Source organism: Sphingobacterium sp. NGMCC 1.201703, assembly GCF_047784615.1.
Taxonomy (GTDB): domain Bacteria; phylum Bacteroidota; class Bacteroidia; order Sphingobacteriales; family Sphingobacteriaceae; genus Sphingobacterium.
Window position 1 is genome coordinate 338,802 of the sequence record NZ_JBLOHD010000004.1, and the last position, 17,927, is coordinate 356,728.

Genomic DNA, 17,927 nt, shown 5'->3' on the forward strand with positions numbered 1-17,927 from the left:
AAACGATAGGAAACAAAAAATTACTGTGCAAATAAACGCTAAGAGAAAGGGTCTGATGAGAAATCAGGCCCTTTTGACGTAAAGAATACCCTTCCTCGATCTGCTTGCACAAACCGATGTACTGTTGAAATTTAGACAAAATGTACTCTTGTACAGTTATTAAAATTTATCTATTTTTAATAGGCACGATTTGATATTGACCTTACATTATTTGATTCAAATTTCTAGTTATAAAAAAGATTGAGCCAACTAAACGTTTAATCTCCGTTTGCCACCATACTGTTAGCTATTGATCAAATGTATAAATCTGTTGAAACTACAAAATCGGGAAAACTGCTGCTATCATTGTTTGTTGTTTGCTGCTTCTTATTAGTGCTGCAAAGGGCCAATGCCCAGGAAATAAAATACCCGAGTTTTTTATGGGAAATCAGCGGAAAGGGTCTGAAAAAACCTTCTTATTTGCTCGGTTCCGCGCATTTAAAAGATAGACGTCTAATCAATAGTAATGATTCATTATTTATTGCTATCGCCAATACGGATGCCCTTGCCCTGGAAATACACCCCGACAGTCTTTATAAAGAAATCTGGAATATCAGGTTCAACAAACAACCCGCGTCCAAAAAAATTGAACTTACCGATGCACAAAAAAAGGAATTCGTACAACGCTATCAAAAGGCACATGGCGTAATGCCTGATTCGCAACAAATGGCGTCTCCACAGATCGTAAAGTACTTTTTGAATCCGAGTCACGATAAACAAGACGATATTACCACTGTACTCGATGCGTATCTCTATGGTCTGGCCAAATCGCAGAGAAAGCACATTATTGGCCTGGAGCCCATGGAAGATCAGCTGGAGACAAGCGCGAATGAATTAGTCCATCTAAAGAACAAAAAGGACAGTAGTGTTTACTATCAGCGTTTTGAGCAACTGTTGCAATTCTACAGTACCGGAAACCTAGATGGATTATGGAATACCATCTCGCCGTATATTAATAGCGGGGAAATGCAACGCAGGAATAATACCATGCTAAAAAACATCATGGCACAATTGGACAAGAGTACAGTCTCTGCTGTTGTGGGTGCCTCACACCTGCCAGGGGACTTCGGTCTCATCCAACTGTTGCGGAATAACGGCTATAAACTCCGTCCCGTCAAAACGAAAAAAACGAATCTTGCCTCCAAATATAAAATAGATTACAGTACAATGGAATGGGTCCTTCATCAGGATTCAGTCTATGGCTTTGCCGTGTCCATGCCAAAAGGATATGTCCACAAGACAAATATTATCGGCGGAACCAGCATGATGTACGGTGATCTGAGCACAGAAACAGAACTGATCGTATCAGCAGCATTTGTAGGTGAACTTCATGGGCTGACAACGAAAGAATTTTTTACCAAGGAATACGAAAGAAGGTCCGCCAGGAGCAAACATCGGATTGTATCCCAGCAATTTCTTGAAAAGGATGGTGCACAGGGGATGCAAGTAGTTACATTGCAAAACAATATGCTATCCAAATGGGAATTCTGGCTAAAAAACAATACGCTGTATAGCTTATTAGCTTTTACCAACAGTGGACAGTTGGATGCATATCTTTCAGACCGTTTTTTCAATGGGTTCGCAATTTCCGGTCTAAAAGTATCCGCTGACCTGACGGAATCTATTTATGACATCGGTGCTTTTGCAGTCAAAATACCGCCTCCGGCTCAATATATCTACCAGACTCGCACAGAGCAGATCGGGAATGACACGGTGCGATATAACATATACAATTATTTTTCGATGGATAGGACCCGAAAAATAAATTACATAGTCGAATATCACGATTATCCAATCGGTTATACCATGATCGACAGGTCATTGGCGCTGCAAGCCATAAGCGGAATTCTCGAAAAAAATCCGTCACTCAACGTCACCTCTGTCGAACCACTTGAAAAGGGCGATGTGATCGGTACAGCAATAACGGCCCAGTTGGACAAATCAAACCTATTTGCAGAAGTATGGGTCCGGGGAAACCGGATTTATCAGGTCATGCAGGAAAATCTGGATAAGAACAATAAAGAAAAAGATCAAGCTTTTTTCGGCTCCTTCAGGATGATTCCTTTTAAAAATATAGATTGGAAAGATTTTACACTGAATAATATACAGCTAAAACTCCCTGTCACCTCGCTGATAAAGATAAAAGATGTGAATACCGGGGAACAACCGGATAGCGAAGGTCATATATATGCAGCAACGGATAGCAATTCGAGTACAGCTCTCCTTTTGGAAATAGCCCAATTGCCCAAATACTATCGACTGGCAAAAAGCGACAGTCTATATTCAGAAATACACAGTGGCGCAAAAAAACAATCTGAAAAGTTGTTGCGTTATGACACGCTGATATCGGACAATGTAACTGCCGCAATCTATACAAGTATGGATTCCCTAACGGCCAACTATCACAAAAAAATCATTTGGATAAGAGGCAATATGTCCTATGGGATTGATGTGATAGGTACACAGGAGGCCATTGAACAAATGAATATCGAAAGGATCATTAAATCCGTCCGTTATTCGGAAAGCCCCACAAATTTTGATGTATATGGCTCAAAAGCAGCAATGCTTTTTACCGATATTTACAGTCCAGATACGCTCGTCGCCCGACAGGCGAGAAATATATTGGCGCACAATTATAGCTTTAGCAAAGATGATCTACCGCTGATCTATAAAACATTGGCAAAAAAGCAGAGCGATGACGACCAGAGCGCTGGACTACGGAGAAGCCTGGTCTATAGTCTGATAAAAAATCATGATGAACGTAGTGTACCTGTTTTAAAAAATATACTACGGGATCCGACGACAACAGATCTAATCAAAATCGCCATCCTGCCGACGGTATGCGAAATAGATTCGACACAACTCGGCTGGTATCTTGAGGAGTTAAACCGACACCGACCTGACGCCGATTACCGAGCATGGCAATTGCTGCAGCCGCTTAGGGCTTCCCAAAACTATGTGGCTCTCCATCTAGACAAAATTATTCCGCTATTTTCGGTCGCTAATTACCGGCCGACCTTGTTGAATATCTTCTTAAAAATCGCTGCGGACAGCACGGCGCTCCAGGCAAGAAAAGCCATGCAGGCTTACCTACCGAGTATAACGCAATATTTAGCGTCAGATTTATCCGAACTGGATTCGGGGCAGGAAACGGTGGCCAGCTTCAATGTTTATTCCATAGCAGATTACTCCAGATTACTCGCACTATATGAGCAAAAAGATCCGCTTCGAAGATTTCAGAAACAGCTGCTCGCCGATAGGCCAACGGGGTATCTCCGCGCTATTACCGCAGCTGAATTTTTAGCGTTGGACCTTCCGCTGGATCAAAAGCTAATCGATAGCATCTATGCCCATATTTCGCAACGTGCGGTATTGATGAACGCGCTGAAAGAGAAAAAAATGGAAGGTCTAATACCTGCGAAATACAAGGAACAAACCGAAATCGGAAAAATTGTCGTCAGCGGCTACCTAGAGTCTGAGTGGGATATATCGCTGCCACAAGTTGATTATTTGGGTGAGCTGACGGAAAAGAACAAACTGTATCTGGTCTACGCGTATAAAACCGAGGGTGATGAGCAGACTTATCTTTCAATTTTTATACCCGATGCGAAAAATGGCGAATGGGCTTATAACTTTGAAAATTGCTATTCTGACCTAGAACCTAACACAGGCAATTGGAAAGAAAAAGCGCTTAAATTGATACAGGAAATGCCCCCTGAAGAAAAAACTAGCGGCCAGTAGATATCATGGGCAAAAACCCTTATAGCCTAAACGAAACTTACTGATCAATAGCACAAATTGAAAATATAATAGTATAAAAAATGAACAAATTAGAAGAGCCAACGCGCATATATAGCAACAAAGGAAAGTCAATATTGATGTTACTCGGATCGCTACTATTTGTTGCAGGAGGAATTTTCTTCGTTATGCATCCGGAGAGTTTCGACAGAGAACCTACATTAACGATAGTGCTCGGCATCATATGTATATTATTTTTTGGTTTCGCTGCGATCCTGTCCATCCGATATTTATTCTCAAACCGTCTTTTGCTCGAGATTACAGATCAGGGGCTTGATATTGGAGATAAATTCAAAACATTTATCGAATGGCAAGATATTACCGGGTTTAAAGAAATTGCGATCTATTCAAGCCCGATTATCATTATATTGATCAAAAATAGCGATGCAGTATTAAATCAGGAGACCAATAAGATTAAAAAGAAAATGATGCAGTTTAATATGAATTATGGTTCCCCCTACAGCATTAGCAACGGGAATATGAATATAAGCCATAAAGAGCTATTGAAACTTTTGAATGAAAAGCTAATAAAATACAGGGAAGACAATGGGATTTACTAAGCCCTAAGATGTTTCTTTCTGGCACATAATTCTCCCCTAGCACAGATTTCTAATCCCCTTTTTCCAAAGAAACTTCGTTAAGTAATGGCCGGCCCGCAGCCATTCTGCTATAATTGTCCACCACCTGCATCACTGAAGAACCAATTTTTGTCCTACTGGCAACAGCTTTTGCAGGAAAATAATAAGAAAGAAATTAGTCTACCCGAATTACTTTTCGGTAAACATCACCTACCGATAACATAAGGTCATTTTTCGAGCTAACCTCTCCCAAACGAGCCTACTTTTGCCTATATGACAAATAACTTATTAGGAGACAATCTCTTTTATTAAAAAATATGGCTTATAAAACACAGGGATACGGTGGTCAATACCTCCGTGCACACCGAGATTAACAATTAAAAAGTAAGATTACAAAACAGTTAAAATTGATAAATTATGGAACAGATAGCACCTCTTGATGACCACTATATTGATGAGATCATCAAATCCAATCTGCCTTACAACCCTGCTTTGAATAAGACACAGGGGAAAAAGCTGCGCGAGTTGATCAAACTCTTGCGCGATCGCCTCGAGCAGGAACTTGCAGAACAAGCGCTGATACTTGAACAAAAGGTCGATAAGATCCCTGGGAAGGGGCTCTCCACATCAGACTTTACACCCGCTGAAAAGGAAAAGTTGGCCGGGCTAACGGCAGGAATGGCACTCCGGGTCGAAGCCACCCCACCTGACGAGAACAATACGGCTTTCGACCAACATTTTGGGCAACTACCGGTAGGAACCTGTATCGTAGATCTGGCGAAGAAAAGCCAATTTATACAGCTACCAGCCGGTAAATGGATCAAGATCCCCATTGTGGTACTCCCCGATGAACTTGTCATCCCCAATATCCTGGCTGCCGAAATCAGGACGTTTAAATAATAAAAATTTCGAACAACATTTAGAAAACGCATCATGGCAATTGAAACAATAGGGATAAAATATACAATTCCCAAACTCAGCTTTGACCGTCCAGCGTCAACGCCCCAGATTTTTATACTGGAACTCAAACTGGCAAGTGAGCCGGACTCTTCGTTTACGATTATCCATCCGAACTATCAGACGGATACCGAAGGGAATAATACCGATGGTTTTATGATTCCTTCATTGGCAGAAAACACAGAATATAGTCTCCGTTTCACCAATAAGGCATATCCAGAGAAGGTATTCACAAAAAACTTTCGGACTGCCCTCAATCTCTCCAGTGGTAACAACCCGTATTTAGACAAGATTTTCTTTAAGGGGCAAACCATCGACTGGTACTATCCAGGTTTGATGAAAGCTACCCTTGCTGATACCAAAGGCGGGTTCTTCTTTAATTTTGATGGAAATTATCGGGAAGTGGAACAGAATTTCGGCAATATGGTTCCTGTTGGCGGAATATCTTTTAAAGCGGTGGCCGAGGCGACCCTCAGCAACCGAAAGCTACAGGGCTTCTATTTTGATGGCAGCAAATATGCCAAATTTAACGACGATCATACCAATAGAGACGCACAGATCCGTGCCAATGACCTTTTTGGCAATAATTCGGACAAGAGTTATTCCATCTTCTTTTTCTTTCATCTGGAAGACCGAAATGACAAAGTTATTCTCCATACCGTGAATGATGCCCAGAATGAATTTAAGATTAGCCATACAGGGCGGTACATTGTTGTTTCGGTGACGAAGAATGGTGTTACCAATACTGCAAGCAGTGGCAGTCAGGTCGTACAGGGCCGATGGTATATGCTGGGTATCAAGATATCTCCGGGGACGCCTACAGCGAATACCGGCTATCTCTACCACCCTACGGGCAATATCAATTTCCCTACGATCAGCCAAATCACCCATTCGATGGTCACGACGGCTGAACCAACCATTTATCTAGGCAGGGATGTTACAGCCGGCGTAACGACGGCAGGCCTTCTGGTGTCACGATTTTTCTACAGTCCGTCGGCGACGATGACTAACCAAAACTTAAACAAGCTTTCCGATCCATGGGGTCAAACACCGAAAGTCATGTTTCAAAAAAATGGGGAGAGCACAGTAATCCAGTTGCCCGAAATCTGGCGTAAAAAACTGGATGACCTGCAACTTTCGTTTACTGTACCTTCGGATGCAACATTGGTTGCAGGTAGCTACGATTGTTGGATACAGAACTATCAGGGTAACAAACTCAATTTAAAAACAGGTATCCAAATACAAGAATTTAATAAGGCTACAACGGGGTTTGACATCGATCTTTCCCAGGGTGCATTTGCAGATCGGGTCAATGAATTTAAAAACACGTTTTACGGACTTCATGGGCAATGGGGCGGAGCAAACGGTGGTGTTAATGCCAATCTGATCTATTTTAATCCCGACAATAGGACTGTTCAATTCGAGGCCCATGGCGATCGCTATAATGGCGAAGTACAAGGAGTCGGCAAACAAGCAAGAGACGCCTCTAATACAGGCTATGGCCTACCGAAGCTGCACGATCATCCCGAAGATCCCCTGAATGGACAAGCCTGGAAGACACGTGTTGGTGCAGTTGCAGTGAGTAAATCTTATTGTGGCTATGGCGAGTGGTCTACCTGGATGAAAATCCCGAAGGAATCCTACGGCTACTGTCTGGCTTTATGGATCTTTCATTACCAGGAATTTTACCCGGCTGATCCGCTGTGGCAACACTGGATCGATAAGGGCGGAAAACCCTATGGCGGAGAAGACAGCTACATGGTCATCAACCATGAAATTGATATGGAGTTACCTTCACATCTGGCCATGGGGGTTGTCGAAAGCTGGGTCGAACTGGCAACTTGTTACTTTGATCCAAAAGCTATGGATACCAAGTTTCACATCGCAGTGCAAGCTGGAGCTACTGCCGATGACATAGGCCTTTTTAGGCTGATCGATCCGAGTCTGCCAAATCAAAGAAGTTCGTGGGTAAAGGTATCCGATGATTGGGAGCCGAATGATCAACCCTCCTATTCGAACCTGAAGTTTAACAACTGGATCGGTGAAAAAGATTCGGGTAAGGGTTTCTCTTCAGACAAGTCGTCTTACGATGTCTATGAGGAATACCTGGCTTTACTAACCAAGACGGAGCACAATTATGCCGATGAGCAGTTTCATAAATGGACCATTAAATGGTTTAAGGATAAAACACAACTCTGGATTGACGATGTGCTGGTGAGGGAAAACCAGACCTTTGTACCTTATATTCCCGGCCGGCTAACCTTTGGAGCCTGGTTTCCGTCGGCATTTGCGCGGTCATCAGAAACACCATGGTTATACGATCCTAACCGAGCTTGGGCAGGGCATCCTGCAGATTTCTCCACCTTAAACCTGGAGATCTCAAGAATCAGTTACAGACCCTACACGACGGCGGAAGCAGGAGGTGACAATGAATATTATTCAGAAACAACACCTGAAGCAAACCTGAGGGAATTGCTATAACAGTCCTGCTCAAAAGCAGTTTATAAACCCGCAGCGATCCAAATTGGATCGCTGCTTTTTTATCTTTTCCTGATCATATTGCGAACTGGTCACATCACAGACCTCTTCCACTTGTTTCGCATAATTGTAACAGATAGATGCCAATCCGGCTGTGATCTCGACTGCCGAAACGACTCCCTGCGCCAACTCAAGCCGTAACAAAACCTCTCCCGGTCCCTCAACAATTGTTTTTCCTGCTATTGCACGCCCAAACTTTGTCAATCTGCTTATATGTTTCAATTTACTAAGATTGCCTATCGGCGCTAACGTCAGAGCAATATCGACACCGATCTGTATACCGGTCACCAGATTATCGGTCGCCTTTTTATCATCTATGTATTTTAGATAAAACAAGGGTATCGCCATTTCCTGCTGACCATTGATATTGACCTCCATAATCTGCTGGTTGCCCTAACAAATAGCACATATTAAACTGATATTCTCAAAATAATATAACCTAGGTAATCACGACTTTTCGGTAATTCTCAACTACCGAGAGAAAAGAACAATTTCCTTCCCTAGCCAGGTAGCACACTTGGGTACTTTTGTATATCCCAATTGACTTTGCACATCTGTCAAGCTATAATGAGATCTCTAGACAGTATCGCGCCGGATCAATTGAAAAATATCCATGGATTACAAATAGTAAAACAACGCGCACAAAAATTTTAGTATTATGTTTACACCAATATCACATTTTTTCACTGAGCCTCAAAGCATCGCTCAGTCTCCGGGACAGTCATTTGGTGCAATTGATGAAAACCGTTTTGCGGTAACTTCACGATTTACCAGTACAGGTGCCATGGCCTATGCTTTATGCAAAAGCATAGTTTTTATACAACCGCAATCTGGTAATGACCAGCTGGTCAATATCATTCTCCGACCCTATCAACAGCCTATCACAGGCTTCAATATCCGCTATATTGTCTATCGCGGATTACGGAAACAGGACTTTTTCCTAGGTGATCAGGTTCTGCCAGAAACGTCGGCACAAACCGATTTTATCCGTAAAATAAATCAGTCATTTAATAACTTTTATGATCAAAATCAAAGCAATAAACCTCCCTTTTCTGCAAAATTCATCGGATTCGATCCGATAAATCAGCCTGAAAACACCACAATCGATAATTACTTTTTCAAAGTAAGTGAGCTATCGGAAAATGATCTCGAAAAAAATGCCTTTGAACTTCCTTTAGTTCAGGCAGGTGACAGCTTAGGTTTCTTCAATGCAGGTTCCTGTGGAATTGACATCGTATTAGGAAATGGAGATTTTGCATCGGACAATATAACAGATCAGTTTGCCTTTGACCTGGCCTATGCAAGAAAAAATTATGCAACAATAGAACTAGACGCAGTGACAGACCAGGCGCAGCGGAAAAGAATCAAAGAACAGGCATCGCAGTTTCTGGATGTCGCAGCATTTTATGGATTCCACGTAACTAGCGGGCAAGTGAACACCAAAATTAATACCGTAAAGAGTAAATTAACCGGAACTAGCATCTACGATCAACTTGTTTCTAAGTTCGACTCCAAAAATAAGCTATATCTCTATATTCAATCTGATCGTGGCAGATCCTATAATTACTATGGGCACTACAATCTACAGTCACAGAATACCAATAATATCAAAATTGATGGTATAGAAACAAATTACGGTACCCTAGGGTGGCCAATACATATCATTACCTCAGGTCAGCAGCACAATCAGCTCAACAGCCAAACTAAAATACAACTCGTCACTGACAATAACCCGCAAGCAATGCTCTATGTAAGGTGCGGTCATCTGGTAAATGCCGTTAAAAACAATTTCATGGACGCAAAGGCGCTACAGGCTCTGCCGACAAACGACAGTCAAACCGGGACAACCTATTCGGCTGATTTATTACTGGAGAATCCCGCTACGGGAAACAATAATAAGCAATTGATAGCCTCATTCAACATACTTGTTTATCAGGGGATCTCTTTTAATTATATGGTGAAAGATAGTTCCAACCCTCAATTGATCGTCGATAAATTTTACTTTAGGGATTTTTTTGATGACACATTTGACCAGCTGCAAGCAAAGTCACTGTTTGCTGATCAAACGCAATCTGAATTTGAAATCTTATCATCACAACAGATCAAGTTGTTTAGATACGAGATCAACAGCAGCAAAAATGGAATCCTTGCCGTACAGACATTGCGGGTGAAAGACAGCATTAATGATGATATAAGTGGGGAGACACAACGCCGTGTTACCTATTTGACCGAGCAGGTCGACCTCTTGCATAGTGTAGTTGAATACGCTGACAATTTAACTGTTGAAGGTGTAGGTAGCTCCGCGTCAGCAACCAGTACACAGTCATCAACGGTATATCAATTACCTGACCCATATTTTTATTCTATCGATAATTTTACCGATGGAATTGAAAAAATCAAGGGCTTGAGACTGCACGCTACAAATGACAGTCTGCCCCTAAAAATTATTCTGGGTATATCGGACGAAGAAAATCAGCGCTTATTGGCAACTATAAACCAGTACCAGCTCATTCAGCCAAGGATTTTCATGACAGAATTCAATCCACTCAACAATACGGTTGTATCGCCACAAAATGTCAGTTATCGAAAATATAAATTGGCTATAACAGGCGAAGATGCCGCCGGCAATTTACAGCTAATCTTTCCGGAGCAGGATATCATTATGTATTCATTGGACAATAATTATCATTTTTCACAGGCCTATAGCCAACATATGACTGAGCCGAAGCGAACATTTATTGATCAGATTCAAACCACTAAAAATTTATTATGAAACTAGCAATATTATACAATGGCATTCCGATACAATTGCCGGATGACCAATTTCCGTCCCAAGAACTTCTCTTCGATGTCAATGGCTTTCTGGAAGGATTTACTTATAGAACAACCTCCGAAAATGGAGAGAAAAAAACAGCTTATAGGTATTTTGCCAATGACCTTTTTAGAGAGAAAGACAGACATGCAGTCTCAAATGGTATGGGGTATTTCAATGTCGCAGATTATATGGAATACATAGCTTCAACACGGGCAGTTACCGAAATCCGTCGTTTCGATCATAGTGCTTTTATCGCTTCACCGGGACTGGAGATTGAAATTGAAATCTTGGATAAGGGCGAACCTTATAAAGACTACTACAATGTTGCAAACTACAAATTCACATTGGAGGCCGCGCCATCGGGCACCGGAACAGCAAATTACCTGAAAGAATCTTTTACCAAAAATGCATTAGTCAGGGAAATACGAATTCCCACGGTACATCAAAAGACATTAAAAAGTTATACGGCAGAAAATAAAACACAGCCCGACGGCTATTTCTATGCCCATAATTTTGGCGACAAAATCAGTGCAGATAACGCATTTGGTTCCAATTACTGGGCTAGGCGCAAAGAGCTTATGACAGGTATATGTTTAAAGATCTATGCGATCAATAAAGATATCTTTTCCAGATTAGAAGGTCTGACCAATCTCTCCGCATGGGAACAATTTTTGGAAACCGCGGAATCCCAGCAGGCATTTGAAACGATTGCAGCACCGGGTATCGCCAAGTTGGTCTTTTTAATGAAGCATTCATGGTGTCATTATTACGATTTAAATGCTGATCCGAAGTATATATTTAAATCAAAGCCGGAGGCAATACTGCATACGCGTTCCAACGATGAGCTGTCAGCTTATTTAATTGCACTCGACCGGTTCTATACGACACTCTACGGCTTCGACCTAAGCAATTATCACCGTTACAATACCGCTGTATTGCTTATGGATATACTTTACTTTCTGCCTGATACAGCCTATCTATTTTTAGATTATGACTTACTCCTGAATGTGGTAAAGGATTTTTTAAGCCTAAAAAAGATCGATCAACAGCAACAGCAGGTGCTGGTCAAGGTTATTATTGCCATTGCCGAATCCTATGGACATGAAACAGAATTTATGGAATTCCTGCTCACGGTGGACAATATCGGTAAGGTTAATATAACTTATTTCGAACAGCTCTATTCTTTACTGACAGACGCCCGAAAAGAACGCTATCCGATCGTTAACTGGTTTGTGGAAGAAAAAGAAAATAAACGATACTTCAGCTATGCCATTTTCAAGATCTGGAAATACTCCAAATACAATTGGGACTTTTATCCACCTCCGATGCAGCAACCCGTGACTGATGAGGACTTTCTCTCGTTATATTGGTTGAGTGATGGGGAAAAATACTTAAATAAGAATAATACGATAAACTTTATCCGCTCGCAACAGTTCCAGTCCAAAGACGATGCGGGTAAGCAGAGGCAGCAGGCCTATGATTACAAAAGTAACCTCGAGGGGATCTATATTGATCTAAAATTACAGAGAACGGAAACGGTTTATGCGGTGATCAAGCCTACGGATGAGTTTCCCGTCAAGGTACCTCCGGAACTGGTAGATCTTGGGAAGTTCCACCTTTTCCAGCCAGTGATTCTCACAAATTATGAAGGCAATCTTAATCTGGACATCCCGCAGACACTGACCTGTCCGGCCTTTATCATGCATTTTATCAAAGAGTATGATGAAATTGCTGATTACGATGCGCTGATAGCGTTGGGGATCAATGTTGGAGCAGATCTCGTTTTATTTTTTGCCTTTGGCGGATTGGGATCCTTACGTTATTTGAACTATTTGAGGTATACCACACAGCTTGGAAGAGCTCTACGAGGTGAGCTCATCGCGACGGAGGCTGTAAAAGTCTGGGCTGGTCTCGGTGCAGGAAGTGAGGCCGTGTCTGTGTCCGCTGGACTGCTGGCGGGTATCGGCGAATATCTGGCAACCACAGATAATGATATTATACTATCGCAGACCTGGAAAAAGATGCAGCATTTCTTTTCGTTTCTAACGCTAGCCTCTGCTGGTGCCAGTTTCTTTTCACAGTGGCGTATGTACAGTCTATCTGAAGATCTATTGAATATACTGTCCATAGCACCAACAGGAATAAATGAAGTCGACGCAGGCACGACGGATCTCATCAATGCCATTGTAGGGCAAGGACCTGCCCGTATTGCCAACTTCGAAGGGAAGTTGTCCGGTATGGGCAATGAAGCAAGCGAACTGCTCAACTGGTTCAGAAGTACAAGTCTACAAAAGGAAAAACAGCGCTGGTTTCTCGACACCTTTGAATCGGCAACAACCTCGGAAATCCAACTGCTCAATCAACATGTTACGACATTGGACAGTCTGATCGATATGAGCGCCTACCGTATTGCGGGCAATATAAAACTTGTCACAGCAATAGGTGCTGATCCTCAACTGTTAAATCAAGTAGCTGGCTTTTATGCGACGACAGGTTCAAAACAGGCTTTTGAAAAAATAGACCCTGCGATGTGGACCAGGCTCTTCGAGGCTTTTAACATAAATAAATACGACATAAAGGGGATAGATAGAGATACCATACTGGCCAATATAGCCTCGTCACCACAGGTGTATATAGATCTGATGGAATCCCATTTTTGGAAGTACAAAGCAGGCAATGCTCCAGATAAATATTCTGTGGAAGAAATATTTAATATTATACGGGTTAACTTTGAGCCTTATGTGGTAGAACTGCTTACCGATAAAAACAGACGTAGTATTGATGAAGCTATCGCTTTATTTGATCGAAATTCCAGGCACACCTTGATTTCTGATGAAATGCTGATTTCATTATTTGATTCTACCCATCCTGATTTTATATCCATTGCCAGCAAATTAAAGGATACCAGTACAGCCCGAAGGGAGCTTAGAACAGCAAATAAGAATATTACGGAAGTAGAAGCTGTTGGTTCCGGCCTACCTATTCAGAAGCAATTATTTTTGGGAAAAAGTAAGGATTTAAAAAAATATTTTGAAGGAGGAGTTTTACCAATTGAACTGACCGAAGTAAGAGGGCTAACACTTTTTGAGATTTTCAACAAAAAAGCTTATGGCGATGGACGCCAAAGAAAATACGACAGTGAACTGAAGTTTATTTTTGATTTCTTATTAAACAACTGGAATAAAAGCGATTTTTTTCGGGTCAAAATCACCTCGACCTTGACGGTCTGTTCAAGCTGTAAAACCTATCTTTGGTATTTAAAGAAAATCGCCAGAAAATATGGCAAAGAAATTGAATATGAAATTATATCGAATCCCAATATGATTAGGGTCGGGGATATTAAAAATTTGAAATAAAAATATGATTACAAGATGGAAATACAATATTTAAAACATTTACAGGATAACCCAATGCGGAATCCGCACGCAGAAAGCAAATATCAATTCAGAATTAAACCTATGAGTTTAGAAGAAATTGAGTCATTAGAACAAAAATATAATAACGGTAAACAATTCCCTAAAGCACTACGAGAGTTGCTTTACCTGGCGGGTAAGGATTGCTATGTATTCGATTATAATGCGTTAGATTCGATGGACGAAATGCAGGAATATGTGCGGGAAAGTTTAGCCGAATTTAATCGCGATATTGGCCGACCGTTTTTCGCGATCGACTTATATGGAGGAATTCAGGCCTTTTATGTCTGTCTGGATGAAGGTGATGACCCTGCCGTATATGGCGGAGTATACGAAGGAACAGATGGAGCCTATCCAGATTGGAATTTTAAAGTAGCAGAAACATTATCCTCACATATCTATAGCCGTATAGAACGGTCTAAGAAAGGTGAGAATATTTTCTAAGTAATTTGAGCTTCCCCAACAGTACCATGTTGGGGATTTTTTTATTTTAATCTATTTATAGAAATAGCCCCTTTTCTTTATTCCATAAAAACAATAATTTTATTTGCAGTTCGATCAGCAGAGCTTGTTGACAGCCGAAAAGCAGCGTTAATAATATTGAACATGAAATCATAACAAACCCGAATAGGATTATAGTCAGCGATATTAAAAATTTGAAATAAAAATATGATTACAACATGGAAATACAACATTTAAAACATTTACAGGATAACCCAATGCGGAATCCACACGCGGAAATCAAATATAAATTTGAAAATGAGCCTATGCCATTAGCAGAAATCGAAGCTTTAGAACAAAAATATAATAATAGCAAACCATTCCCCAAAGCTTTACGCGAGTTACTTTATTTAGCGGGGAGGTATTGTTATGTATTCGATTATAATGCGTTAGATTCGATGGACGAAGTGCAGGAGTATGTGCGGGAAAGTTTAGCCGAATTTAATCGCGATATTGGCCGACCGTTTTTCGCGATCGACTTGTATGGAGGAATTCAGGCCTTTTATGTCTGCCTGGATGAAGGTGATGACCCTGCCGTATATGGAGGAGTATACGAAGGAACAGATGGAGCCTATCCCGACTGGAATTTTAAAGTGGCTGAAACATTATCCTCACATATCTTTAGTCGTATAGAACGATCTAAAAAAGGTGAGAATATTTTCTAGGAATATTTAAAACTTCCCCAACGGTACCATGTTGGGGATTTTTTTATTTCAATCAATTTTACGTTTCCCCTTGTCCTTTTCTTTATTCCATAAAAACAATAATTTTATTTGCAGTTCGATCAGTATAGCTTGTTGATAGCCGAAAAGCAGCGTTAATATTGAATATGAAATCATAGCAAATCCTAATATGATTACAGTTGAAGACATTAAAAAATTAAAATAAAAATACGATTACAACATGGAAATACAATATTTAAAACATTTACAGGATAACCCAATGCGGAATCCGCACGCAGAAAGCAAATATCAATTCAGAATTAAACCTATGAGTTTAGAAGAAATTGAGTCATTAGAGCAAAAATATAATAATGGTAAACAATTCCCTAAAGCATTACGAGAGTTGCTTTATCTGGCGGGTAAGGATTGCTATGTGTTCGATTATAGTGTTTTTGATTCTATGGACGAAATGCAGGAGTATGTGCGGGAGAAACTTGTTGATTATAATCGCAATATTGGCCGACCGTTTTTCGCGATCGACTTGTATGGAGGAATTCAGGCCTTTTATGTCTGCCTGGATGAAGGTGATGACCCTGCCGTATACGGCGGAGTATACCACGGAACACGTGGAGCATATCCCGACTGGAATTTTAAAGTGGCTGAAACGTTATCCGCTCATATCTATAGCCGTATAGAACGATCTAAAAAAGGTGAGAATATTTTCTAAGTAATTTGAGCTTCCCCAACGGTACCATGTTGGGAATTTTTTATTTCAATCAATTTACATTCCCTCTTTCCTTCTTTATTCCAAAAAACAATAATTTTATTTGCAGTTCGTTCTGTATAATCTGTTTGTAACCGGAACAAGCTGTGTTAAAATTGAATATGAAATTATATCGAATCCGAAAGCTATAAATATGGATTTTTAGAAGACTTAAAAAAATAAAAACATGGAAATACAATATTTGCAACATTTAAGGGATAATCCGGAGGCTTATCCTAATAGTAAGTTTAAATATGAAATTAGGCCTTTAAGTTTGGAAGAAATCGAAACTTTAGAACAAAAGTATAACAACAGTAAGCCATTTCCTAAAGTGCTACGCGAGTTGCTCTATTTGGCAGGTGAGTCTTGCTATGTGTTCGATTATAGTGTTTTTGATTCGATGGATGAAATGCAGGAGTATGTGCGGGAGAAACTTGCCGATTATAATCGCGATATTGGCCGACCGTTTTTCGCGATCGACTTGTATGGAGGAATTCAGGCCTTTTATGTCTGCCTGGATGAAGGTGATGACCCTGCCGTATATGGAGGAGTATACGAAGGAACAGATGGAGCCTATCCCGACTGGAATTTTAAAGTAGCAGAAACGTTATCCGGTCATATTTATAGCCGTATCGAAAGGCATAAAGCCGGTGAGAATATTTTCTAAGTAATTTGAGCTTCCCCATCAGTAATTTTTTTTTGCATCAATCCTGTCTCTTATGAGAAAGAAGCTGCTCAAAAATCGGCTCAAAAACAACGAAGCCCCAGATATCGTACCTGGAGCTCCGAAGAATATGACAATCAAAATTTAAAACTTAATGAGTTCCCGCAATTTTCCCCATCTGTCTTATTGAGATTGGGATTGTATAATATGATTGGATTTAATGACATCCTGGATGTATTGATCCGTTATTTGATTATTTTTCACCTAATTTTTATTATGTATTTTATCAAAAATGATTAGTTCGTCAGACTTGCAATTTCCACGGTCAAGCCTGAGATCGTCACATCTGCACGACCTGTACCCGCGGAGCTTGAGAACATCATATAGTCAATTCGTTTTGGAAAATCTGCCCACTCTATTTCCACCGTACCGTCATCAGTCGTCGAATGCTGATCCAAAATTTGTTGGGCGTCCCTTAAAACAAATATTTCAGTACCATCTATCCCCCTTTTCACCAAAAGTTCCATGAGATATTCTTTTTTCTGAAATGCTAACATCATCTCTGATACAATCCCAAAACCACGTGCACCATTTCCAAAGAAATTTGTCTTAACATTCACAATGCCATTCTCTTTAGGTACTATTTTTAGGAAAAATTTAAGGCGTACAAATCCCTTTCCATTCAAGTCGGAATAGAATTCTGCAGGTATGTTTATCTGATAAGCCTGGGCTCCGTTTGATCCCTCATAACGGAGATAAGCAAATTCATTTACGCTTTGATTATTGAATAATTTACCAAAAGGAGCGTCCAAGAGTTTAACGATACCATTGGTAGTAGTGTTAAGATTGTCAATACTACTCTGTAGTGGTGCAATCTTAAGATCGACATAATTTTTCGACGCAATATCATCGGACCAATTGTTAAAATTGTCGATGGTATCTTTATCCGCCTGTGTAAAGTCTAATGTCGACAATCCCTTGCCTGCTACAGCGTCCACTTTGCCAGTAATAGCCGCATTGCTTTTTTCTACCTCTGTCTCAAGCCGGTCACGAAGGTCTTTCACTAATTGCCTAAGCTGTACACCCTGGGTATTCGCCGAATTTTCATCAAGGATTTCATTTGCCTTGATAACCCGATCCACATATTCATTGCTAATGGGATCTTTGCTAATAATATCTGCCATAATTGTAATTTTTAA

The 17,927-nt window shown here is 40.7% G+C and carries 12 protein-coding genes; 10 read left to right on the forward strand and 2 right to left on the reverse strand.

Features of this window, described 5'->3' with window-relative positions:
- Positions 1 to 297 precede the first annotated feature (297 nt).
- The 4 genes from ACK8HY_RS09840 (at position 298) to ACK8HY_RS09855 (ending at position 7,853) form a co-directional block, all read left to right on the forward strand.
- Complete coding sequence (locus ACK8HY_RS09840; RefSeq protein ID WP_416133525.1) at positions 298 to 3,780, forward strand: TraB/GumN family protein; 3,483 nt, start codon at positions 298 to 300, stop codon at positions 3,778 to 3,780.
- A gap of 80 nt (positions 3,781 to 3,860) precedes the next feature.
- Positions 3,861 to 4,397, forward strand: a complete 537-nt coding sequence (locus tag ACK8HY_RS09845; protein ID WP_077438636.1) for an STM3941 family protein — start codon at positions 3,861 to 3,863, stop codon at positions 4,395 to 4,397.
- Between the two features lie 435 nt (positions 4,398 to 4,832).
- Positions 4,833 to 5,315 carry a hypothetical protein gene (locus tag ACK8HY_RS09850; RefSeq protein WP_077438635.1) on the forward strand — a complete coding sequence of 161 codons (483 nt, stop codon included), beginning with the start codon at positions 4,833 to 4,835 and terminating at the stop codon, positions 5,313 to 5,315.
- Positions 5,316 to 5,348: 33 nt separating this feature from the next.
- A complete protein-coding gene (locus tag ACK8HY_RS09855; RefSeq protein ID WP_416133526.1) occupies positions 5,349 to 7,853 on the forward strand; it encodes a hypothetical protein in 2,505 nt (834 codons plus the stop codon).
- Positions 7,854 to 7,862: 9 nt separating this feature from the next.
- Here the strand turns inward: ACK8HY_RS09855 and ACK8HY_RS09860 are convergent, their stop codons facing one another.
- Positions 7,863 to 8,288, reverse strand: a complete 426-nt coding sequence (locus tag ACK8HY_RS09860) for a hypothetical protein (RefSeq protein WP_077438633.1) — start codon at positions 8,286 to 8,288, stop codon at positions 7,863 to 7,865.
- Positions 8,289 to 8,568: 280 nt separating this feature from the next.
- Between ACK8HY_RS09860 and ACK8HY_RS09865 the strand changes: the two genes are divergently transcribed.
- From ACK8HY_RS09865 to ACK8HY_RS09890, 6 genes are all read left to right on the forward strand, one after another.
- Positions 8,569 to 10,683 (forward strand): hypothetical protein, encoded by a 2,115-nt coding sequence (locus ACK8HY_RS09865; RefSeq protein WP_077438632.1) that lies wholly within the window; start codon positions 8,569 to 8,571, stop codon positions 10,681 to 10,683.
- Positions 10,680 to 14,081, forward strand: a complete 3,402-nt coding sequence (locus tag ACK8HY_RS09870) for a hypothetical protein (protein ID WP_416133527.1) — start codon at positions 10,680 to 10,682, stop codon at positions 14,079 to 14,081. Before ACK8HY_RS09865 ends, ACK8HY_RS09870 begins: the two co-directional genes overlap by 4 nt.
- A gap of 102 nt (positions 14,082 to 14,183) precedes the next feature.
- Entirely contained in the window at positions 14,184 to 14,582 is a 399-nt protein-coding gene (locus ACK8HY_RS09875) for an SMI1/KNR4 family protein (protein WP_139351254.1), read from the forward strand.
- Positions 14,583 to 14,818: 236 nt separating this feature from the next.
- Positions 14,819 to 15,304: an SMI1/KNR4 family protein gene (locus ACK8HY_RS09880; protein ID WP_416133528.1), complete on the forward strand. Its 486-nt coding sequence runs from the start codon at positions 14,819 to 14,821 to the stop codon at positions 15,302 to 15,304.
- 325 nt (positions 15,305 to 15,629) lie between these two features.
- Positions 15,630 to 16,028 (forward strand): SMI1/KNR4 family protein, encoded by a 399-nt coding sequence (locus ACK8HY_RS09885; protein WP_139351253.1) that lies wholly within the window; start codon positions 15,630 to 15,632, stop codon positions 16,026 to 16,028.
- Between the two features lie 223 nt (positions 16,029 to 16,251).
- Positions 16,252 to 16,731 (forward strand): SMI1/KNR4 family protein, encoded by a 480-nt coding sequence (locus ACK8HY_RS09890; RefSeq protein WP_416133529.1) that lies wholly within the window; start codon positions 16,252 to 16,254, stop codon positions 16,729 to 16,731.
- Between the two features lie 293 nt (positions 16,732 to 17,024).
- Here the strand turns inward: ACK8HY_RS09890 and ACK8HY_RS09895 are convergent, their stop codons facing one another.
- Entirely contained in the window at positions 17,025 to 17,912 is an 888-nt protein-coding gene (locus ACK8HY_RS09895) for a hypothetical protein (RefSeq protein WP_077438626.1), read from the reverse strand.
- Between the last annotated feature and the right edge of the window lie 15 nt (positions 17,913 to 17,927).